This window comes from Roseibium sp. SCP15 (assembly GCF_040329435.1).
Lineage (GTDB): Bacteria > Pseudomonadota > Alphaproteobacteria > Rhizobiales > Stappiaceae > Roseibium.
Genome location: NZ_JBDZYI010000001.1, coordinates 1,061,795 through 1,083,859, shown reverse-complemented (window position 1 = coordinate 1,083,859; position 22,065 = coordinate 1,061,795). Strand labels below are relative to the sequence as shown.

The following is a 22,065-nucleotide window of genomic DNA, read 5'->3' as shown; positions in this document are numbered from 1 at the left end:
AAATTGGAAAAAGCCCGGCAGATACCGGGCTCTTTTTTTTGCAATTCAGGATTATCAGCGTTGCGGAAGGTGTTTCAGCGGGTCAACCGGCTTGTTGCCCTTGCGCAGCTCGAAATGAACCTGAGGCTGACTCACTGAGCCGGTCGCGCCAGCCAATCCGACGGTGTCGCCGCGCCGTATCGTGTCGCCCCGCTTCACCTTCAGTTCGCTGTTGTGAGCGTATGCGGAAACCCAGCCGTCACTGTGCCGCAACAGCACCAGGTTGCCATAACCCTTCAACTCGTTCCCGGAGTAAATCACGGTTCCGTCGTCGGCGGCCTTGACCGGCGTTCCTTCGGGAACCGCAAGGTTCACACCCTCATTTTTTCCGCCCCCCGGTTTTGCACCGAAGTCGGAGATAATCCGCCCTCGTACAGGCCAACGGAACTGCGCGGACGTGACATCCGTTTCCTCCTGAACGCTAGCGACAACCACCGGCGTTTCAATAGGTTTGGTCGGACGCGCCTCCTTGACGACAGCAGGTTGCGGCAACGCAGACTTTTCCACACTTCCAGATGGAGCAGCTGCGACAGGTTGAGCAGAAGTGGTTTGTTTGCGTGGTGCCGGTGCACTCACCGCAGGCGCCTTGTTGGAGATCGAAGCAGTCGTGATCGGACGGCTCACTCCCGCGGGCTTGCGCTTTGGCAAGGTGCTGACGCGAATGACCTCAACGTCTTCAACGACAGTTTCGCTACCGCTGATCTGTTTGAAACTCGGCTGGCCATATGGCTTTTTCTCGGGGCGCGGCAAGGAACCGTTTGAAACCGGCACTGAAGCGGTAACGATTCTGTCGTTTTTGCCGACCTTGGGAAGCTTGACCTGCCCTGTCTCACCCTCAGTGGCGCTGGCCAGCCCATTGCGGTCGGAATAGACATATGTCGGAATAACGATGCTCTGGCCCGGACGAACCTTTTTCGGATCTTCAATACCATTGACCGCAACCAGAGCCTGGATCGGAACACCATATCGACGCGCCATCGAGTTCAGATCATCCCCTTGGCGAACCTGTACCCTGGTTCCTCCGGCTGAGGTCCACCCCTTCCAGCTCTTCGCATTGATCGTCGAAACATTGCTGGCGCGCGCAACCTCCGGCGCCGGCAAGGTTGTCACCGGCGCTGCACTGGCAGGCGCAGGAGCTCTGGAGGAAGCACTCTGGACCGGAGCCGGCAATGGTGCGGACTTAATCTCCGAGGTCTTTTGAGGAATGGACCCAGTTGTTACGGGCTGCGATGACGCCGAAGGCAGTCCGGCCGCAGTTCCTCCTGGACCATTTACGATATCCTGATAGGTCGGCTGCTTAGGCGCGCCATTCAGTATTTCCCGCTGGTTCTGGGTATTTCCCGTGTAATACGGAGGTTCACCAAATCGCTCTACTGCGCTGGAACATCCCGCGAGAAACACTGCAACCATGGAAATAGTTGCAACCTTGCCCATCAGATCCCTGCGGAGGGTACGCATCCGCTTCTTCATTGCCTCAACTCAAACCGCTAACAATGACTGTTATGGTTAAGATTAGAAGCCAGTAAGGTTTATAAAGACTAAAGACCCGGCAGTGTTTCCAAGAAAATCCCGGATTTCCGGGCATCAGCAACAGCCGGAAACGAAGAGAGCCAGATGGTCATAGTAAACGGCGCAAAGACTGACCCCGCGCTTGCCGGCCTGCCGTACCTGTTATGATCAGAATTACAAAACCTAGATTTTCAGCGCGATTCCGGGCCGCAACATGACAGTACGGATTGTCAACAGAGTTTCAGCTGTCATCACGTTTTCGGTTTTCTGGAAACGAATCAGCGACTGCACTTCATTTGCCTTGCCGACTGGCGCAATCAGGTATCCGCCCGGTTTTAGTTGCTGCACCCAGGTATCGGGAATCGAATCGACCGCTGCATTGACGACAATCCTGTCGTACAACCCTTTTTGTTTGAGCCCCTCGAAACCATCCGTTTGCCAGGCTTTCACGTTTTCAAGTTTGAGCGCGGCAAACCGACGGGTCGCAAGATCTGTCAAAGTCGCAAACCGATCAAGGGTTTCCACGCGCTCTGCCATATGGGCCAAAACCGCAGCCTGGTATCCGGATCCAGTTCCGATCTCCAGTATCGCATTCCCAGGTTCGATGTTGAGGGCCTGCACGGTAAAAGCAACAAGAGAAGGTGCCGAAACGGTTTGTCCGCATTCGATTGGCAGGGCAGCGTCCTCATAAGCGAGGCCGTGATGTCTAGCAGAAAGAAACAGACGCCTTGGCACGCGCTCAATGGCAGAAAGGACTTCACGCGCGCTGACGCCGCGTTGCCGCAAGGCAAGAACGAGAGAAGCCCTCGCCTCGGCTTCATCCGGAAGAGCCGTTGAACTGGTTGCCTGCTGTTCGCCGGGCGTCTGGCCGGCCATTGATAACTCCCAAATCCGGATCTACTGAAGAGCCCCTGCGAGGTGACTCACCAAGTCATGGGCCGTTAGATCTATGCGTAGCGGTGAAATGGAAACATATCCATCCGCAATCGCCTGAAGATCGGAATTATCAAGAACCGATTTTCCGCGATCCTGAAAACGAAGCCAATAATATGGGTCACCCCGACCGTCACGACGCTCATCGATCGACAGCCCACTTTGCTCGTGGTGCCCCTGGACGGTGACTTTTACACCCTTGACCTCGTCTGCAGGACAAGCCGGAAAATTGACGTTCAAGAGCGTATACGGCGGCAAGTCAAACCCAATCAGTTTCCGAAACAGATCGGGCGCATGAGTTTCTGCAATCGAATAGTCAGGACCAACATCATTGTCCCAGCTATAGGCCTGTGAGACCGCAATGGAACGAATGCCCAGAATGGCCCCTTCCATGGCTCCGGCAACAGTACCTGAATAGGTCACGTCTTCCGCGAGGTTCTGGCCTCTGTTAATTCCTGAAAGGACAAGATCCGGCATGGCCGGAAGTACCTTGCGTACCCCCATGATGACACAATCAGTCGGGGTACCCTTCAGGGCGAAGTGGCGTTCATCGATCTGCCTGAGTCGAAGCGGGTCGCTCAATGTCAATGAATGCGCAACACCGCTTTGATCGGTTTCGGGAGCAATCACCCACACATCGTCCGACAGAGTTCGGGCAATTTTCTCCAGACTGGTCAGACCCGCAGACTGTATTCCATCATCATTGGTAATCAGGATTCGCATGAACAAACCGCCCCGTCCGAACTCGTTGAAGATCTGGCACAGCTCGAGTGAGCTGCTAAAACAGTCTTCCTGACGGCAAGTCAATCTGCCGTCAGGGAACAATATTTGTAGGTGCCGTTAGAGTTCGGCGCCACAAGAACAGGGCTGCACAGCCCTAGCCGATTTTCTCCAAACCACCCATGTAGGGACGCAGAACTTCGGGAACGGTTACCGTGCCATCGGCATTTTGGTAGTTCTCCATTACTGCGATCAACGCACGGCCGACTGCAATTCCGGAACCGTTCAATGTGTGAACATGTCCGAGTTGCTTGGAATCAGTAGGCCGGAAACGCGCATTCATGCGCCGGGCCTGGAAGTCACCACAGACGGAGCAGGATGAAATTTCCCGATAGGTATCCTGTCCGGGTAGCCAAACCTCGATGTCATATGTCTTGCGCGCACCGAAACCCATATCGCCGGTGCAGAGTGTCATGACCCTGTAGTGCAGCCCCAGCTTCTGCAGGATCTTTTCGGCACATCCCAGCATTCGCTCCAGCTCGTTGAGCGACGCTTCCGGTTTTGTCACTGAAACCAGCTCACATTTCTGGAACTGGTGCTGCCGGAGCATGCCGCGTGTATCTCTACCGGCAGAGCCTGCTTCTGAACGGAAACAATAGGTCAGGGCCGTCACGCGCAACGGCAGTTGGTCTTCCGACAGTATTTCACCGGCGACCAGATTTGTCAGAGGAACTTCGGCTGTCGGGATCAGGTAGTGACCGGTTGTGGTCTTGAACTGATCCTCTTCGAACTTGGGCAACTGGCTGGTGCCAAAAAGCGGTTCACTGGTGACAAGCAATGGAGGAGACACTTCGGTGTAACCGTGCTCCGACGTATGCAGATCAATCATGAACTGACCAAGCGCACGTTCCAGTCTTGCAATCTGTCCCTTTAGCACCACGAACCTGGAACCGGACAACTTGGCTGCAGTCGCGAAATCCATGTCACCGAGTTCTTCACCAAGTTCATAGTGTTCCTTAGGCGCTTCGTTGAAGAGGAATACAGGTTTCTCACCATGTGTCTTCAAAAGCACGTTGTCGTTTTCATCCTCACCCATCGGCACATCGTCGTGCGGCAGGTTCGGAATAACGGCCATTGCTTCTTCAAGAGCTGCAACCAGCTTGCGCTCTTCTTCTTCACCGGACTGAATGAACGTCTTGATCTGCGCAACTTCGTCGATAAGCTCCTGTGCCCGGGCCTCATCGCCCGAACCTTTGGCTTTACCGATTTCCTTCGAAGCAGCGTTGCGCCGTTCCTGAGCTTCCTGAAGCTTGGTGATGTGGGAGCGGCGGGAGTCGTCCAGCGCAATCAGTTTGGCGGAGGAAGCTTCATAGCCCCTTTTTGCCAGTGCCTGATCAAAGGCGTCTGCGTTTTCCCGAATCCACTTAATATCAAACATCTTCGCTTCCCGAACGACGGTCGTTTCTATTCTTATTCCGTCCGTCAGCCTGGAAAGCCCACCTCAGATCGTTCTCAGGCAGCTGCGTCTTCGGCTTCGCGCTTGGCTTCGCGTTCAGCGCGCTGTCGCTCCACCATCCTGACAGACAGAATGGAGACTTCGTAGAGAAGCAAAGTGGGCAGCGCAAGACCGATCTGCGAGATAGGATCGGGAGGTGTCAAAATTGCAGCAGCTGCGAAAGCGCCGACGATTGCATATTTGCGCTTGGACTTGAGTGTTTCGGAGGTCACCAGACCCGCTCGACCCAAGAGGGTCAACACCACCGGCAACTGGAAGACAAGACCGAATGCGAAAATCAGGACCATGATCAGTCCGAGATATTCACTGACCTTGGCCAAGTGCTGGATTGCAACTGTGCTGGCACTTGCAGCCTGTTCCTGAGACAGGAAGAACCCCATCGCCATCGGCATGACGAGGAAATAGACGAGACAGGCGCCGATGAGAAAAAGGATCGGTGTTGCGATCAGAAACGGCACAAATGCGCCACGTTCATGCTTGTACAACCCTGGAGCAACAAACATGTAGATCTGGCTGGCAACCACCGGAAACGCGAGAAACAGCGCGCCGAATAGCGCGAGTTTCAATTGGGTGAAGAACCATTCCTGAGGCGCGGTGAAGATCATCTCAACCGGTTGCCCATCCCCGGCCGCACGCAGGTAAGGCACTGTCAGAATGTTGTAGATATCGGTCGCAAAGTAGAAGCAGACGACAAACATCACCAGGATTGCGCCGATTGACCACATCAACCGCTGGCGCAATTCAATCAGATGTTCGATAAGAGGCGCCTTTGAGGCGTCGATATCTTCCTGGCTCATGCCTTCACATCTTCCGTGACCGGTTTTTCCACCGATTTTGTAGCTGTTTCAACCGGTGTTTCAGGTTCGGTCTGAGAGGCAGCAGGCTTTTCCGGCGCTACCGGATCTGAACCTGGGCTTTCGGCCTCAGCCGGTGTGGCTTGAGGCTTTGCCGCCTTCTTGGCCGCATCTTCTTCAATGGACTTTTTGATATCGCCCAGTGGATTGAAGTTTGCGACTTCTTCGACCTGCTTCTTCATATCGGCAATATCGGCCTGCTGCTCAGCTTCACGCAGCGCATCGTTGAACGTCGACTGAAACTCACGCGAAAGCTTCCGCGCCTTTCCAATCGTTTGCCCAAGTGTGCGCAGCATGCGCGGCAGGTCTTTTGGCCCTACAACGATGATCGCCACACAGGCGATCACCAAGAGCTCGGTCCACCCGATATCGAACATGAGAATATTCGTCCCTTAAGGAGACGCGATGCAGATTAAGATCAGCTCGCTTTGGTCTGATCTTCAGCTTTGGCAGTCGGTGCTGCTTCGCTGGACTGGTGATCGATAGTCTTCGGAGAGTCGGCTACGTCGTCCTCGGCCATGCCCTTCTTGAAGCTTTTGATTCCCTTGGCAACATCGCCCATAAGTTCGGAAATCTTGCCACGTCCGAACAGCAGAACCACCACCACTGCGATGATCAAGATCTGCCAGATACTAATGCCCATACGCCAAACTCCTGATAATTGGCTTTAAAGCCCTTAGGCCCTTGTACAAAAACGGCCGCGCCCCTGCAATATACACGTTCAGAACAATTTCTGCTCTTAGACGGAATAACTAGCCGGGACAGCACTAACCCAGGTCATTTCCTAGATTTGGGACTGTTGACGCGGAAAAACAAGCACATCCTTGGGATCAGTCGTTACCGCGACATCCATTCCTGTCTCCCAAGGGCTGCCTGCGCGTACTCTTGCTTGCAACGATTGCTGCGTTCCTTCAATGACAATGGTCAAAAGATCCACTTCACCTACAAATCTCTTGTCACGAACTCGGCCACGCACTCCACACAACCCCGCCTCATTGAGCAAAATGCCTTGTGGACGAACGCAAACATCCACTGTCTGACCTGCGCTCAAGCCGCTTGCCGCCAAGACACCAACCGGGGTTTCAACGCCAGCCGAAGTCACCTGACCCTCAAGCTGATTGAGTTCCGAGAAAAAGCGCGCCGCGAAAAGGTCTGCCGGGTTCTTGTAGAGATCAGCCGCGGTGCCGTACTGCACGAGGCGTCCACGCCGCATCAGCGCGATCTTATCCCCCATGCGCATGGCTTCTTCCGGGTCGTGCGTGACAATGATGCAGGTTGCCCGTGTCTCGCGAATAACCGCCAGAGTTTCGTCGCGAACGCTGTCGCGCAAGCGTTTGTCGAGGCCGGAAAACGGCTCGTCCATCAACAGTATACCCGGGCGTGGCACGAGAGCCCTTGCAAGCGCTACCCGTTGCTGTTCGCCTCCGGATAATGCGTGCGGGTAGTCTTCGGCATAATCCGTCAGGCCAACCCGGCCCAGTGCTGCCATCGCCGCAGTCTGCGATTCTTTTCTGGGCAGGTTCGTCAGTCCGAACATCACGTTGTTGAGAATGCTCATGTGCGGGAACAGGGCGTAGTCCTGAAACATCAGCCCGACGCCGCGCTTTTCCGGAGGCAGAAAAACTTCTTCGTCGGCCACAACGCGTCCGTTGATCAGCACCTTGCCCCGGTTTTGGCGTTCAACCCCGGCGGCGATTCTCATCAAAGTGGTCTTGCCGCAACCGGAATGCCCCAAGAGGCAGAGAATTTCACCCGGCGCAATGGACAGGTTCATGTCCTTGACGGAAGAAACGCCATCGTAATCGTGTGAAACATTTTCAAAAACGAGACCAGCGGCGATCGTTGCGCCTGCAGTGCCTCTGGCACCCCAGCTCAACTGTTGGCCATTCCCGTTGGAAAATGACGACTTGTCTTTCATTGACATGAAGTCGCGACCTAATTTCTCGCGGTCTCGTCCGCGGGTTCATCAAACAGAGAACCGTCTTCTAATGGATCTTCGTCTTCGGTCAAAGCGTCTTCATCGCTTGGAGTTGGCACGAGGAAAGATGCCGGAACCGCACTGTCCAGAAGACCGGCTCCCTTGAGCTCTTCCAGACCGGGCAGATCTTTAACGCTTTCGAGCCCGAAATGGATCAGAAACTGATCCGTGGTGCCATATGTCACAGGCCGGCCAGGCGTTCTGCGGCGACCACGCATGCGGATCCATGTCGTTTCCAGTAGAACGTCCAATGTGCCCTTGGAAGTCGATACACCGCGAATCTCTTCAATCTCAGCGCGGGTTACCGGCTGGTGATAAGCAATGATTGCCAAGGTCTCCAGTGCGGCGCGCGAGAGTTTCCGCTGCTCTTCAACGTTCCGGTGCATCAGATAGGCGAGATCATCAGCCGTGCGGAAACACCACTTGCCGGCCAACCTGACCAGGTTCACACCCCGGGAGGCATAGACCTTCTGCAGGTCTTCCAGGACGCCCAGAACGTCGATCCCATCGGGCAAACGAAGTGTCAATTCTTCCAATGACAACGGTTCCGAAGAGGCAAACAGCAAAGCCTCTGCCATTCGCTGTCCCGACAGGTCGTCACGTTGCCCGAAAGGAGCCGATTTCCCGTCATGCTCCAATTCGGGAAACTCCGGATCAGACGCCATGATCCTGCTCCTTCACGATGGAGCGGATGTAGACAGGCGAAAACGGTTCACCCTGCCGTATCTCCACCTGGCCTTCGCGCACCATCTCAAGACTGGCAGAGAACGTACTGGCTACGATTGTCGCCCAGTCCTTGTTGTCGTAGAGATACTCGCGCAGATAGGCATTCAAGGGTGCCCATTCGCTCACGCGCCCTACCAGCTTGGTGAGCAGCTCGCGTGCTTCCTGAAGTGACCATACGGTGCGCTTCAAAACCCGAACCGACGTAACCGATTGCCGCTGTCTCTGCGTCGCATAGGCCGACAGCAGGTCGTAAATGGACGCATCCCAGATGCTCTTGTGCTCAACTGACATGGTTTCGGGCGCACCGCGGTGAAACACTTCTCGGCCAAGTCGACTGCGGGTCATGAGTTTTTCCGAGACCTCTCGCATCGCCTCCAATCGACGCAATCGGAATGCAAGCGCTGCTGCCAGCTCTTCACCGGTAGGTTCGTCTTCGTCCTTTTGCTCCGGCAACAGAAGTTTAGACTTCAAGAACGCCAGCCAGGCCGCCATTACGAGATAATCAGCTGCCAACTCCAGCCGCATCCTGCGCGCTTCGGCAACAAACTCCAGATATTGCTCAACCAGCTCGAGAATTGATATCCGCGCCAAGTCCACTTTCTGAGTGCGCGCCAGTCCGAGAAGAAGATCCAAAGGGCCTTCGAAGCCGTCGACATCAACCACAAGCTGGGGATCGGAGGTCGCACGGCTCTCGACAGAATTAACAGTGCTCAGAAGATCGTAAGACCCGTCTTCCGCAATCTGTCTGTTGTTTTCCAATTCTGCCATTTCCGCTCCGGTTATGCGCCGCGCCAGCCCGTGAGGTCATGAAACTCTGTCCAGGCTTCGGCAGTCCGAAATTCAGGATCAGGTGCCTTCAATCCATGCAGCGCTATTTCGCAACGCTCCAGCGCCTTACCCGACAGTTCCGGCACCACCGAGGCGACAGCGCGCATTTCGTCCATATCACCATTACAGTGCAGAACAATGTCACAGCCCGCGTCAATGATCCTGCGCGACCGCTCGTCAAAACTACCGCCAAGTGCATGCATCGAGATGTCATCGCTCATGAGGCAGCCATCGAAGCCGATCTCACCCCTGATAACGTCCTGCACAATCCTTGCGCTTTGCGTTCCGGCCGAATCCGCATCAATCCCTGTGTATACAATATGAGCAGTCATCCCCAATGACACGTGAGAAAGTGCCTGAAAAGGCCGGAAATCCACGTTTTTTAAGGAAGATAGTTCGGCATCCACTCTCGGAAGCTCAAGATGACTGTCGACACGAGCGCGACCATGTCCCGGGATATGCTTGATCACAGGCAGGACACCGCCTGCAATAGCACCATCAATCATTGCGCTACCCAGTTTGGTGACCACGTCCGGATTCGACGAAAACGCCCGGTCTCCAATTGCATCGACTGTATCTGGAAACCGGATATCGAGACACGGCAAGCAATCAATGTTGATGCCCACATCGAAAAGATCGGCGGAAATCAACCGGGCGCCTAACCATGCGGCACGAAGTGCCTTTTCGGCGTCGGTTTCATAGAGATCGCCGTACAGCTTCGGGGCCGGGTATTTCCGCCAGTTTGGAGGTTTCAACCTTTGAACCCGCCCTCCTTCCTGGTCTACGAGAACGGGAGCGTTCTCACGCCCGACGGCGGCTCGAAAACTTTCGGTCAGGTCTCGTACCTGATCTGGCGTCTCGATGTTGCGCGCAAACAGGATCATTCCCCACGGGTTTTCATCCCTGAAGAATGCGACTTCATCTGCTGTCAGGCTCAAACCGGCGCAGCCGGAAACAAAGGCTTTGGTCATGACTTGGGATTAAACGCCCGACCTTCCCTCGTCAACAAAGGCGGTTCTGCCTCTTGCGTGATATGAACGAACTTGCAATCTAGATGCACACCATCATTGCCACGATCGGAGCCTTCCATGCGCGCGCGTCTCAATATCCCGGCTGGTACTCTTCACCGGATTTCCCACAGGTCGGAAATCCTAGGCAGCAATCGGCTCGGAGATACGGCAACACGGGAAATTGTCGTTTACACGCCCCATGGTCATGACGGTAGCGAACTTCCACTCCTGGTGGATATCGTCGGTTTCACGGCTGGAGGTCCGGCTCACGTCAACTGGAAGAATTTCGGTGAAAACGTTCCGGAACGCCTCGATCGTCTAATTCATGACGGTGAACTGCCGCCCGTGGTTGTCGCCTTTCCGGACTGTTTCACCCGCCTTGGAGGCAACCAGTACATTGACAGTGACGCCATGGGGCCGTGGGCAACATGGCTGACCACGGAAATGCTGGAAGAAGTCGAAGGGCGTTTCAAGTGCGGCGGACAGGGCAAACGCGGTATTTTCGGGAAATCGTCCGGCGGATATGGTTCGATCATTCATGCAATGAAACATGCAGACGTTTGGTCTGCCGCGGCCTGTCATTCCGGAGACATGGCCTTTGAACTTTGCTACCTGCCGGAAATGCCAAGCGCCCTTCGTGCAATCGCCAAGGCCGGCTCAATCGAGGCTTTCGTCAAGGACTTTGAAAAGGGTCCGAAATACCCGGGCAATTCCCTTCATGACCTGATGACTTTCGCAATGGCCGCGACGTACGACCCGGACCCCAATCCTGAAGTCTTTTGCGGCATTCGCCTGCCGGTTGATCTCGATACATGCGAAATCATCGAGGAACGCTGGAACGCCTGGTTGAAATGGGACCCGGTTCACATGGTAGATCAACACATTGACGCGCTTAAGTCACTGAAGGGTCTCTGGATCGAGTGTGGTGATGTCGATCAGTACAACCTCGTCTATGGCGCCCGTCGCCTACACGACAAGCTGGAAGCTGCCGGTGTTGAGCATGTCTACCAGGAGTTTCCAGACAACCATTCATCGATAGACTATCGCCTTGATGAAAGTCTGCCATTCCTGGCAAAAAGACTCATTGGTGAGTGATCTCAGGCAGGCCTTGGTTACAAGGTCTGCGCTGATTTCCTCGATGATGCGGGCAACGTCAGAACCAATCCTCCGGCAATGATCAGCAATGCTCCGAGTGCTGCGAGTGATGAGGGAACTTCTCCCCAGAAGACGTACCCGAATATTGCGGACATCACGACTGAGCCGTAGTAGACGGGCGCTAAGGTCGCCGCGCCCGCTCGTCGATAGGCTGATATGTTCAAGGCTTGTCCAAAAATCGCCAGTGGTCCGATCCAGGCGAACATAATCAAGGTTTCGATGGAAATGCCGTGCAGCCATATTACCCAAAGAACGGGCCCGGCCAAGAGGATGGCTGCAAAGACATTTACATAGGCCAGAATTGTCACGGTATCCTCGCGCTGAGCAATATAGCGGATGATCAGTGCCTCACAGGCCATGAAGATCGCAGCCAAAAGCGCGGAAACGACGCCCGACAGGGCGAGTTCTGAGTATTCTCCGCCCGTCTCCGTAGAACGCACAATCATCAACGCCCCGACAATACATATGGCGCCAGCTGCCCAATGTTTGCGCGAAATCACTTCTTTGAGAACCAAACCGGCAAGGGCAATCGCGACAATGCCTTTAGTGAGGCTGATTGCCGTGGCATCTGCAAGGGGCAAAACGCTGGCAGCGTAGATAGAACACCCCAAACCGCTGACGGCACAAAATGCACGCATCAGATGAAGCTTCCACAATCCGCTCAAACGGCTGTGCAGGGGCACTCTTTTGACAACAGCAACTGTCCCTATGGTCAGTGCACCGCCTAAAAAGCGGAGCCACACAAGCACGGCAACAGGCAGCAAACCATCTGCGATTTTTCCGGCGGCAAATATAGGGGTAAACGCTGCCATTCCTGCCACGGCAAGACCGATTGCTGCGATAGTGTTTTCCGGCCGGGAATAGGCAAGCTGGTTCTGCGTCAATCTAACGATCTCCAAATCAATTCGTTTTCTAGCAGGATCGTGTCGACATTTTCAGAGGTCAGATTGATATGCCGGGTATGCGTTTTCACATCTCATTGCAGCGCCTACTGCATATTGGTATAGGTAGATGATGAATTGGGATGACTTGAAACTTGTGGATGCCGCAGCACGAATGCGTTCTCTCTCCGGCGCGGCAAAAGCCCTGGAACTGAGCCAGCCTCAGTTAAGCCGCCGATTGAAAAGCTTTGAGGAACGTGTGGGTGCCCGCCTCTTCGACAGGACCCCAACAGGTTTAAAGCCTACGGAAGCGGGCTTACGGCTAATTCCTCTGGCTGCAGAGATGCGTCAAAAAGCTGATGCTGCCTGCAGGGTTCTTCCTGATTTGTCAGGCGCTGCCCTCAAGGTTGTACGTGTTGCGGTCGATGAGGTGCGAGCCAGGGTTCTCACAGATCGCTTTCAGGACCTGAGTCGAATGCTTGATGGTGTGGAGCTGGAGATTATTTCAAGCCACCTTCATGCAGACCACCAGACCAGGGGAATCGAGCTTCAAATTCGTAATTGTCTTCCCGAAACGGATACACTGATAGCTAGAAAACTGGGTGAACTGGCTTATGGGGTCTACGGGTCCGAAGCTTTTGTGAGCCGTCATCCCACGTCCAGAACCGAAGACAGGTACACTGAGTGCGACTGGCTGGGCTTCACGCCCGATGATCTCTGGTATCCATCGCACGCCCGCTGGATGGAGGCTCACGGCATCTCCCGTCCACGCCTGCGCACCAACACCATGACTACGCTGATGAACATGACCGTGTCGGGAACCGGACTATCGCTGCTGCCTTGCTTCATGGCAGACGCTCAGCCGGAACTTGTCGCCCTCACCGGTCCTCTTCCCGAACTCACTTACTCAGAACACATCATCGTTCACCGAGATGTGCGCCGCGAGCCGGCAGTTCGCAAGGCGATTGATGCGATTGTGCAGATCTACAAAGATCTGAGCCCGTCTCTTCTGGGTTGCTTTGAGAAGTCAACGCTGACTGCAGCTGAGTGAGCGCTCCGAAATACGGCGCCCACTCAACAGGTCAAGAGATTGGCCAAAGCTGCGTCAGGGTTGGCGGCGGACAAAGCAGTCGCCACCTGCCCCCTGAAGACTTTGGCAAAGAGAGTTGGCTTCATCGCGCGATCCAGTAGGGATTCGCGCCCGGTAAAAGACGCCTCTGTCACCGAGATCCGCCGGGACGATAACCGCGTTTCGATTACCAAGAATCGAAGGGTACCGACGCTGCAGGCCTGCATATGCATCAGATGCTGCCGAAGCTGAGCGTTGCGACGTTACCTGTACGATATAAGTTCCGGAGGGAATGTTTCCGGAAGGAGACACTTCGTTGCTTGTTGCTGCCGGCGCAGGTGCTTGTGTACTAGCTGGTTGGGACAGATTAAGCGGCCCATCGTTTTGAACGATTGGTGCCGGTGCTGTCTGCGTCACCGGTGCGCTGGCCACCTGAACAGGTGCGGCAGGCTTCTTGCGAGGGAGGACAGACGGAACCGGTGCCACCGGTTCGCTGACGGCAGGTTGAACAGGCGTTTCATCTGCAACGATTGCAGGTGTATCCGAAGCTCCTGGCAGGACAGGAGCAGGTTCAGCTTGCGTACCTGGAACAGAAGGCTCTGCAGGCGCTGAAACAACGGGTTCGGGACTGGAAACATCAGGTGCCTGCGCTGCATCACCCGAGATAGAGGGCGTCGTCGCAACCACTCTCGGCGTTCCCGCATCCGCCGTGGTTACCGGGGTCGGCGTTGGTGTAGGCGTCTGGGTCCCTGCAGCACGTGTCGAAGCGTCGCTTTCCGATACTATCGTCCCGTCCGGCAGCACTTTGTAGGTCGTTACACGCTTCGGCGAGCCTGGTACGAGCTCAGCACTTCCATCGCTTCCTGCCGGTGCAGGAGGCAGTTCTGCAGGTTGCGGAGTTTCGGGCAGAATAAGCTCACCCGGGATAATCTCGCTTGTGCCGTCAACACGATCGTAAATCAGCTTGGATGCACTATCATTCGTCTGAGCCTGTGATTGCTCCGGGAAGACCTTCAACGGTTCCTGCAATCCACTAATGATCGGCGGAGGCCCGCTTGGCACCTGAACCGAGCCACCGTCGTACAGGAAAAATCCGGCGCCACCGAGCACAGCGACACCCAATACGCCAGCAGCCACGAACATGCCGCGTCGCGACTTTTCCTTCGCTTGCGGCACAACGGCTTCTTCAGCACTCGGATGTGGAGGCAACACCCCTGCCCCAGTCAGGCTGGGATCGCTTTCCTGCATTGCACGTGCAACCGCATCCAGGTCGTACCCTTCAGGCGGTGGCGGTGTCTCATCTTCTTCCGTCTGTGGCACTGCCTCCGCGGCAGCTGGCCATGTCATATCGTCAATCTCGGAGGCGGAAGTTTCGGCGACAGTTTCGTGAGCTTCTGTCTGGGCAGTTTTTCTTTCTGCTGGGTCCGGAAATTCAAGATCGGCAAAAAGTGCATCTATGCCAGCCGGCTTCGGCTGCTCGGATTCTTCTGGCTGGGCAACCGATTGTTGTTCCGCGTCAAAACTGACAGGAGCCGGATTTAGTGCGGCAAACAGATCGTTTTCATCAATCGTCGGCCGCTTTGCCTTGCTGATCGCTTCGGTAACGGCAAATGTTTGCGGGTTCAGATTGACGACGGGAGCCTCTGTCGCGGGTCCTTGTTCTTCTGATCCAGAAACCTCATGCTCAACCGGCGGAGCCACAGGTTGAGGAGCCGTTTCCGCAGTCACAGCATTCAGGTTGATTTCCTCTTCCTCGGCAATTTCCACCGTCGGACGAGGGAAAATCTGTTGAGAAATTTCCGGAATGTGCTCGACCGGCTGTGGACCTGCCACCGGGTTTTTCTCTACCAGATCACGTTCTTCTGGAACATGTGGGGCCCAGTGTTTCTCATCCTCGGTCGTTTCGTCATCGACCGACTGACGAAACGCACCAATGAGTTCGTCTTCCAGTTCCGCAGTGAGATTTTGTTCCAGGTCAAGCGAAACGGACGGAGCGAGACCGGTCTCTTCTACGGTGGCCACCGCATCCGGTTGTTCCGAACCGACCGGGTTGACCTGATAGGCATGAACCGGTGATCCAAAATCCGGGTGGACATTCACTTTTGCAGCAGAGGAAACAGCACCGCTAAGGCTCTGCGGCTCTGGCGCTTTTGGCCACAGAGGTGAAACGTTTGAGCTCGGCGGTTCAGTTTCTACTGGCTCTGGATTTTCAATCGACGTCACACCAGATCGGAAAAACGGCTCTGTTTGGCCCGATGCGCCAGGTTCAATCGAAGGGGCTTCAACCGTCGGCGTAATATCTGCAATCGGTTCAGAAGCACTGTCGACGCTTTGACCGTCTGTTTCCGGCTGGCCAACAAAATTCGCAAACGAGGGTTCTACACGATCAGCTGCACTGTCGGCTGTATTGACATCGTCTCCAGAAAAATCGTCCAGATCCGCGAAATAATCCGTACTGCCTACGCGACCGCTGCTCACATTCGCCCCCGATTGCTTGTTCTTATGGACAATCCGTGCCAGTTCGACCAGCGGATCTTCCACAGCCGGCCGATCTCCACCCGATCTGTTTTCGGGTGCATGCAAGTCAGGTCGCTTAGTTTCGTTGTCTTCCGACATAGGCTTTACGAAAACCGGTCCAGTTCAGTCATTGTGCCTTCGATTTCCAGGCACTCAAGACTATGTTTAAATCTAGCGCATTTCTTCAGGAGCATTAACGCCGAGAATCGCAAGACCTGAAGCAAGCACCAGAGATATTGCACGAACCAATGCAAGACGTGCCAGGGTTAATTTCGAGTTACCGGCGTCAATAAAACGTAAATGCGGCATTTCCTTGCCACGATTCCAGTGTCCATGCAAAGAACTTGCCAGTTCATGCAGATAAAAAGCGATCCTGTGCGGCTCATGTGTTTCTGCTGCTGCCGCCACCACTTTCGGCCATTCAGCCATTTTCGCAATCAACTCAAGTTCACCGCTATCGTCCAGCAAAGTAAAGTCGGCAGCAGACAAGGATGCTTCACCAAGATCCGTACCCGACAGTTCTTCTGCTGCCTGCCTCATCACAGAGCGGCACCGAGCGTAGCCATACTGTACGTAGAAAACAGGATTGTCCTTGGACTGCTCCGTAACCTTCTTGAAATCGAAATCCAGCGGAGCGTCGTTCTTGCGGAACAACATCATGAAACGAACCGGATCCGAGCCAACTTCATCCACGACTTCGCGCAAAGTGATAAAGTCGCCGGAACGCTTGGACATTTTTACCGGTTCGCCATCCCGCATCAGCTTCACCAGCTGGCAGAAACGGACAATGACATCGGTCTTGCCATCCGAGACGGCTTTGCCGACGGCCTGCAGACGCTTTGCGTAGCCACCGTGGTCAGCCCCGAGTATGTAAATGGCTTCCTGGAAATCGCGTTCGAATTTGTCCTGGAAATAAGCTACGTCGGCGGCGAAATAGGTATAGGAACCGTCTGACTTCTTGAGAGCTCTGTCGGTATCGTCACCAAAGTCGCTGGCGCGGAACAATGTCTGCTCGCGATCTTCCCAGTCTTCAGGTACCTGTCCCTTTGGCGGCGGCAGGGTTCCCTCGTAAACCAGGCCTTTCTGGCGTAACCCCTCTAGCATGTGGTCAATCTTCGACCCGCTGTCATTCTCCCGTGCATGAAGGGATTTTTCCGAAAAGAAGATTTCGTGCTTCACACCAAGCGCGGCCAGATCTTCGCGGATCAGATCAAGCATCGCTGCCATTGCCCGTTCTTTGACCAATGGCAGCCAATCGGCCTCATCCATTTCAGCAAGGCTCTCGCCAAATTCCTGCTTTAGCTTTTCTCCTACTGGAACCAGATAGTCCCCCGGGTAAAGCCCTGCCGGAATTTCACCAATGTCCTCGCCAAGCGCTTCGCGGTAACGCAGGAAAGCGCTGCGCGCCAGCGTATCAATCTGCGAACCCGCGTCGTTGATGTAGTATTCCTTGACGACATCGGCCCCTGCAAAGGACAGAAGGTTGGCCAAGGCGTCTCCCACGACCGCACCTCTAATATGACCCACATGCATCGGTCCGGTTGGGTTTGCCGATACGTATTCGACGTTCACCTTGGGAGCCGGAGACATCCGCACTGAGCCGAATTGCTGCCCGAGTTCCAGAATGCTGCCGAGAACTCTTTGCCAAACAACGGGCGCAACACGCAGATTGATGAAGCCCGGTCCGGCAACGGTTGCTTCGGTAATGTCCGGGTCGGCGTTCAGCTTGTCGACGAGCTTTTCCGCCAGATCCCTGGGCTTCGCGCCGAGCGGCTTAGCCAGAACCATGGCTGCGTTGGTTGCAAAGTCACCATGAGCCGGATCGCGAGGCGCTTCAACGACGACACGTGACAGGTCCGGTGCATTTCCACCAGAGTCTTTCAATTCAAGTTCTTGAAGAGACTTTTTAACACGTTGAGTGAAGTCCGCGAAGATATTCATAGAGCACCGATCGGCTTTAGTATTGCAAACACAAATGCCCCGTGCGCAGCAGAGGACCCTGCCTCCGGCGTTACGGGGATAACATTTCGCTCAAGCGCCTACCCTAAATCCGGTGTGTCGTCAAACAATCTGCGATGTTCTTCAATTGCATACCGATCGGTCATGCCGGCAATGTAATCGCAGACCCGACGCGCGACATCATTGTCGCTTAACTCGACAAGACCGATGTTCCACGGTTCCGGCATCTGGCCAGGGTCTTTCTGGAATTTGTCGAACAAGTCTCTCACGACCTGGGCAACGAGTTTTCGCACCGCAAGAACGTCCTCATGGCGATAAACGCGTGCAAACAGAAACCGTTTTACTTCCCTTTCAGCACTCGCCATTTCATCGGAAAACTTGACAAGACAGTGACCTGCCAGACGAATGTCCTGTGCACTGTGCGGGTCGAGCGCCGAAATGTTCTGCATCCCTTCCGCGATAACATCTTCCACCATCTTGGTGATTGACCGTCGGACGATCTCATGGATCCTGCGGCCTTCCTCAAGCCGAGGGTACTTCCGATCCACTTCCGTCAAGATCTGCGCGAGGTAAGGAACTTCACGCATGTCCTCAATGGCGAAAAGTCCGGCTCTCAACCCATCGTCCAGATCATGGGCGTCATAGGCAATATCATCAGCGATGGCTGCTGCCTGTGCCTCGGCCCCCGGCCAGGTATGAAGAAGCAGGTCCTGTTTTACGGCGTAGTCACGAATGGCAAAGGGCAATTGGCCGCCTTTGAATTTGCCAAGTGGTGCTCCGCTTTCGTCAACCAGCGGTCCATTGTGCTTCACAAGGCCTTCAAGCGTTTCCCAAGCAAGGTTCAAGCCATCGAACTCGGCATAACGCTGTTCCAGATGGGTCACGACACGCAGGGACTGCGCGTTGTGGTCAAACCCACCGAAGGGCGCCATGCATTCATGCATGACGTCTTCCCCTTCATGACCAAAAGGCGTGTGACCCAGGTCGTGAGAAAGCGCCAGACATTCAGCAAGGTCTTCGTCCAGACGCAAGGCTCTCGCCAGTGATCTGGCAATTTGCGAGACCTCAATCGTATGCGTCAGCCTCGTTCGGAAATGATCGCCTTCGTGGTAGACGAAGACCTGAGTCTTGTGCTTCAGACGTCTGAACGCGGAAGAATGGATAATCCGGTCACGATCACGCTGAAACGGTGTTCTCGTTGGACTCTCCGGTTCCGGATACAATCGTCCACGACTTGCAAACGGATTTTCCGCGTAGACCGCACGGGATTGCGCGCCAAATCCAATGTCCGTTTTCATTTGCTTCCAGCCATCGTTCAAAGACATCCCCGTGTATTAACCTATCACAGCCAAACGCAGTACATTGACGTGAGCGATCCCAAAACATACTTATCTGCTTAAATCAGATTTACCGCTCTTTCTTGAAGGGCGAGCTTAAGCGAGTCGGCAAAAGATGACCGAAGTACTTGAAAATCGAGTAACAGTCAGCGAACGGGCTGCCAAGCGGATCGCGACAATTTTGTCAAAAGAACCCTCCGGCAGCATGCTGCGTGTCAGCGTTGAAGGTGGAGGCTGTTCCGGCCTGCAATACAAGTACGACGTTGTCAGCAACAGTGAAGACGATGATTTCGTTATAGAAAAGACGGGTGCGACCGTCTTGATCGACTCCATCTCCCTGCAATACATGAGCGGATCGGAAATCGACTTCGTTGATGACCTGATCGGTCAGTCGTTTCAGATCAACAATCCCAATGCGGTGGCCGGCTGCGGCTGCGGGACGAGTTTCACCATCTGACGCTTTCCAAGCGCATATCCGTATGGCCGGTAGCCCCGGCTCACCTGAACCCGAGGCTACCTGCTCATGAAAATTGCGACCTGGAACATCAATGGCGTCAAGGCCCGGATCGACACGGTTCTTGAGTGGCTGAAAGAAACCTCGCCAGACGTCGCCTGCCTTCAGGAAATCAAATCGGTCGACGAGAACTTTCCACGTCAACCCTTTGAAGACCTCGGCTACAATGTTGAGACCCACGGCCAGAAGGGATTCAATGGTGTCGCGCTCCTGTCCAAGCGCCCGCTGGAAGATGTCCAGCGTCGGCTACCGGGCAACGATGAGGATGAACAAGCACGCTATATAGAAGCCAGCGTATCAACGGATCATGGTGCCATCAGGTTCGGCTGTTTGTATCTTCCCAACGGCAATCCTCTTGGAACTGAAAAGTTTCCTTACAAGCTCGAATGGATGGACCGCCTGATCGCCCATGCTGAGCGCAGACTTAAGGATGAAACGGCTTTTCTGCTTCTTGGCGACTACAATGTCATTCCTGATCCGATCGACGCCAAGAACCCGAAAAACTGGCTGGACGATGCACTCTTCCAACCGGAAAGCCGTCAACGTTTCAGGACACTTGCCAATCTAGGATTGACGGAAGCCGTAAGATCTTGCACCGAAGCGCCCGAGACCTTCACTTTCTGGGACTACCAGGCTGGGGCCTGGCAGAAGAACAACGGCATTAGAATTGACCACATTCTCATGTCGCCACAGGCGACCGACCGCATGATCGGCTGCGGTATAGACAAGCATGTTCGCGGCTGGGAAAAGCCCTCAGACCACGTTCCCGTCTGGGTCACCCTCGCCGCGTAATGCGTTTCAAATCCATATTTTGTGTCATGTAGGCACTTAGCACAAAGCTTGGCCGAAGCGTGCTGTGTCCGGCCCGGGCTTGCAGTAAGTGCCGACCATGGTACTCTTTCTGGATCATGGGATAACGCACCGCCGCACCAATTCCGCACCGGCAACAAGCGGATACACCAGATCTCCGGCAGCTCTTAGGCAGACCGGACAGCGCAATGCGGCCACTTCAGTCATTAATCTCACAACATTGCTGGCCCTGGCCGCGGTTGTTTTCGCTGCGTCTGCTCATGCTCAAAACGTCTCATGCACCTGCAGATACCAAGGTGAAGACTATGGCCTGGGTGAATCGATTTGCCTGAAAAGCCCGAGTGGCCTGAAGATGGCAACCTGCGAGATGGTTTTGAACAACACCTCGTGGCAAATAAGCAACGCCCCCTGCCCGGTCACGAATCTGCAAGACGAAATGCTGAAAGGTGCGGATGAAGCTCCCCAAGCCCCAATCACGCCCGTAAAGCCGGATGAGCTGAAGACCGGATAAGCCGGATCCACGAAAATCAAAGAGTGCTGAGATCAATGCAGAAGCGGTTCTGCGACTGCGGACTACTGGCTACTGCGTGGTAAGCTGTTGTGCTGTCAGCATATCCGGGCGGTTCTGCTCGATCCAGCCATCTGCAAGCGAGCGCGCTTTTTCACGAACCGGCTCAGGAGACACAGCGAAATACTGCTCATGCATGTCGTGGATCCATCCAGCTTCCGCACCAGTAGCCTGCTCACGGGCGACTGTCATCCACATCAGACCTCGCGCCTTTTTCTTCTCTGATGATCCGAGCGTATACAGCGTTTCGCCCAGCCTGGCCTGTGCCCCGACGTGGCCTTTCAACGCAGCAAGGTTGTACCACCGTACCGCCATTCGGCTGTTGCTGTTCTGGTACATACGACCAAGTTCATACTGAGCTTCGGCGTCGCCAAAATAGGATGCGGCATGGGTAAAGATATGCCGCGCGCGCGCCTCGTTTTTCGGGACTGCGCCGTCAATACCGTTGAGGTAGTAGGAGCCGAGAGCGACAAAAGCGCTGGAAACAAACGGAGCATCGGGCGCATCGGGACGGTCTTCTCCGTGCTCGCGAACAATCTGACTATAGTATTGAAATGCTTTGAGATCGTCTTCCTGGACACCATCACCGGTGGCGTACATCTCGCCAAGTTTCCAGGCCGCGCTGGGCTGACCGTTCTCTGCGGCGTAGCGCAAAGTCGACAAAGCTTCGGTTTTGCGGCCCTCGTTGTATTGCCGCACCCCCGCGCGAAGCGCCTCGGTCGGGGATAGATCTCCCGGGCCGATCGAACTGTCGACTGCGGGCTTCCCATCAAAAGCCAATGCCGGCCCCGCCAGGCCAACGACGATCAACGCGCCAAGCAAAGCTCCCGATTTTCCTAGGCGTCGAAGCATTGAACTCTTCTTTTGCATCCCTGTTACACTATTCACCATCGGCCGAACATTTTCGGTGCGACGGACGATCTTTGCGATCTTGTTATTTGTCCGCGCCAAGCGCATGTGTCTTCTCATCAGTTCACGAAGCTGCGTGCTTGTGAACCATTTGTTCTGAAGGCCTAAAATGGCCAATCAATTCGGCCTAAGTTGGGCCATTCTGGGCCCAAATGAGACCTTTTACTGTTTCCTCAGTCCGATCCATTTCATTCACTGCCACAATTTGAAAGCAGCCAACTGATCAGATCATA

At 54.8% G+C, this 22,065-nt stretch carries 21 protein-coding genes and 1 pseudogene; 6 read left to right on the top strand and 16 right to left on the bottom strand.

The genetic code is table 11. The features are described from left to right. Window positions 1-54: 54 nt before the first annotated feature. From ABLO27_RS04900 to nagZ, 11 genes are all read right to left on the bottom strand, one after another. Window positions 55-1,497, bottom strand: coding sequence for a peptidoglycan DD-metalloendopeptidase family protein (locus ABLO27_RS04900; protein WP_353030895.1), 1,443 nt, complete (start codon window positions 1,495-1,497; stop codon window positions 55-57). A gap of 234 nt (window positions 1,498-1,731) precedes the next feature. After that, window positions 1,732-2,424 (bottom strand): protein-L-isoaspartate(D-aspartate) O-methyltransferase, encoded by a 693-nt coding sequence (locus ABLO27_RS04895; protein WP_353030893.1) that lies wholly within the window; start codon window positions 2,422-2,424, stop codon window positions 1,732-1,734. A gap of 21 nt (window positions 2,425-2,445) precedes the next feature. Continuing rightward, entirely contained in the window at window positions 2,446-3,204 is a 759-nt protein-coding gene (gene surE / locus ABLO27_RS04890) for a 5'/3'-nucleotidase SurE (RefSeq protein WP_353030891.1), read from the bottom strand. Between the two features lie 154 nt (window positions 3,205-3,358). Continuing rightward, window positions 3,359-4,639, bottom strand: coding sequence for a serine--tRNA ligase (gene serS / locus ABLO27_RS04885; RefSeq protein WP_353030889.1), 1,281 nt, complete (start codon window positions 4,637-4,639; stop codon window positions 3,359-3,361). A 74-nt stretch (window positions 4,640-4,713) separates the two neighbouring features. Then, window positions 4,714-5,514, bottom strand: coding sequence for a twin-arginine translocase subunit TatC (gene tatC / locus ABLO27_RS04880; protein ID WP_353030887.1), 801 nt, complete (start codon window positions 5,512-5,514; stop codon window positions 4,714-4,716). Further along, a complete protein-coding gene (gene tatB, locus ABLO27_RS04875) occupies window positions 5,511-5,948 on the bottom strand; it encodes a Sec-independent protein translocase protein TatB (RefSeq protein WP_353030885.1) in 438 nt (145 codons plus the stop codon). Before tatB ends, tatC begins: the two co-directional genes overlap by 4 nt. A 41-nt stretch (window positions 5,949-5,989) precedes the next feature. Beyond that, entirely contained in the window at window positions 5,990-6,214 is a 225-nt protein-coding gene (locus tag ABLO27_RS04870) for a twin-arginine translocase TatA/TatE family subunit (protein WP_352944001.1), read from the bottom strand. Window positions 6,215-6,355: 141 nt separating this feature from the next. Then, the gene (locus ABLO27_RS04865; protein WP_353030883.1) at window positions 6,356-7,495 is read right to left on the bottom strand and encodes an ABC transporter ATP-binding protein; all 1,140 of its coding nucleotides are present in this window, start codon (window positions 7,493-7,495) and stop codon (window positions 6,356-6,358) included. An 11-nt stretch (window positions 7,496-7,506) separates the two neighbouring features. After that, complete coding sequence (scpB, locus tag ABLO27_RS04860) at window positions 7,507-8,127, bottom strand: SMC-Scp complex subunit ScpB (protein ID WP_353031714.1); 621 nt, start codon at window positions 8,125-8,127, stop codon at window positions 7,507-7,509. 76 nt (window positions 8,128-8,203) lie between these two features. Further along, window positions 8,204-9,043, bottom strand: a complete 840-nt coding sequence (locus ABLO27_RS04855) for a segregation and condensation protein A (protein ID WP_353030881.1) — start codon at window positions 9,041-9,043, stop codon at window positions 8,204-8,206. A gap of 11 nt (window positions 9,044-9,054) precedes the next feature. Then, window positions 9,055-10,074 (bottom strand): beta-N-acetylhexosaminidase, encoded by a 1,020-nt coding sequence (nagZ, locus tag ABLO27_RS04850; protein ID WP_353030879.1) that lies wholly within the window; start codon window positions 10,072-10,074, stop codon window positions 9,055-9,057. 117 nt (window positions 10,075-10,191) lie between these two features. On the opposite strand from nagZ, the gene ABLO27_RS04845 reads away from it, so the two are divergent. After that, a complete protein-coding gene (locus ABLO27_RS04845) occupies window positions 10,192-11,208 on the top strand; it encodes an alpha/beta hydrolase (protein ID WP_353030877.1) in 1,017 nt (338 codons plus the stop codon). Window positions 11,209-11,225: 17 nt separating this feature from the next. On the opposite strand, the gene ABLO27_RS04840 is transcribed toward ABLO27_RS04845, so the two are convergent. Further along, on the bottom strand, window positions 11,226-12,152 hold the full coding sequence (locus ABLO27_RS04840; protein WP_353030875.1) for a DMT family transporter: 927 nt from the start codon (window positions 12,150-12,152) through the stop codon (window positions 11,226-11,228). A 127-nt stretch (window positions 12,153-12,279) separates the two neighbouring features. On the opposite strand from ABLO27_RS04840, the pseudogene ABLO27_RS04835 reads away from it, so the two are divergent. Beyond that, window positions 12,280-12,453 (top strand): annotated as a pseudogene (locus ABLO27_RS04835) (helix-turn-helix domain-containing protein); the annotation flags it as partial. Between the two features lie 39 nt (window positions 12,454-12,492). Continuing rightward, window positions 12,493-13,200 (top strand): substrate-binding domain-containing protein, encoded by a 708-nt coding sequence (locus ABLO27_RS04830; RefSeq protein WP_353031712.1) that lies wholly within the window; start codon window positions 12,493-12,495, stop codon window positions 13,198-13,200. A 54-nt stretch (window positions 13,201-13,254) separates the two neighbouring features. Here the strand turns inward: ABLO27_RS04830 and ABLO27_RS04825 are convergent, their stop codons facing one another. The 3 genes from ABLO27_RS04825 to ABLO27_RS04815 form a co-directional block, all read right to left on the bottom strand. Continuing rightward, entirely contained in the window at window positions 13,255-15,759 is a 2,505-nt protein-coding gene (locus tag ABLO27_RS04825; RefSeq protein WP_353030873.1) for an SPOR domain-containing protein, read from the bottom strand. A gap of 147 nt (window positions 15,760-15,906) precedes the next feature. Beyond that, the gene (gene argS, locus ABLO27_RS04820) at window positions 15,907-17,676 is read right to left on the bottom strand and encodes an arginine--tRNA ligase (protein ID WP_353030871.1); all 1,770 of its coding nucleotides are present in this window, start codon (window positions 17,674-17,676) and stop codon (window positions 15,907-15,909) included. Window positions 17,677-17,774: 98 nt separating this feature from the next. Beyond that, complete coding sequence (locus ABLO27_RS04815; RefSeq protein ID WP_353030869.1) at window positions 17,775-18,992, bottom strand: deoxyguanosinetriphosphate triphosphohydrolase; 1,218 nt, start codon at window positions 18,990-18,992, stop codon at window positions 17,775-17,777. Between the two features lie 154 nt (window positions 18,993-19,146). On the opposite strand from ABLO27_RS04815, the gene erpA reads away from it, so the two are divergent. From erpA to ABLO27_RS04800, 3 genes are all read left to right on the top strand, one after another. Further along, window positions 19,147-19,488 (top strand): iron-sulfur cluster insertion protein ErpA, encoded by a 342-nt coding sequence (gene erpA, locus ABLO27_RS04810; RefSeq protein ID WP_353030867.1) that lies wholly within the window; start codon window positions 19,147-19,149, stop codon window positions 19,486-19,488. Window positions 19,489-19,554: 66 nt separating this feature from the next. Next, window positions 19,555-20,337 (top strand): exodeoxyribonuclease III, encoded by a 783-nt coding sequence (gene xth / locus ABLO27_RS04805; RefSeq protein ID WP_353030865.1) that lies wholly within the window; start codon window positions 19,555-19,557, stop codon window positions 20,335-20,337. Between the two features lie 97 nt (window positions 20,338-20,434). Further along, complete coding sequence (locus tag ABLO27_RS04800) at window positions 20,435-20,866, top strand: hypothetical protein (protein WP_353030863.1); 432 nt, start codon at window positions 20,435-20,437, stop codon at window positions 20,864-20,866. A gap of 69 nt (window positions 20,867-20,935) precedes the next feature. Here the strand turns inward: ABLO27_RS04800 and ABLO27_RS04795 are convergent, their stop codons facing one another. Continuing rightward, window positions 20,936-21,775: a tetratricopeptide repeat protein gene (locus tag ABLO27_RS04795; RefSeq protein WP_353030861.1), complete on the bottom strand. Its 840-nt coding sequence runs from the start codon at window positions 21,773-21,775 to the stop codon at window positions 20,936-20,938. Window positions 21,776-22,065: the final 290 nt, after the last annotated feature.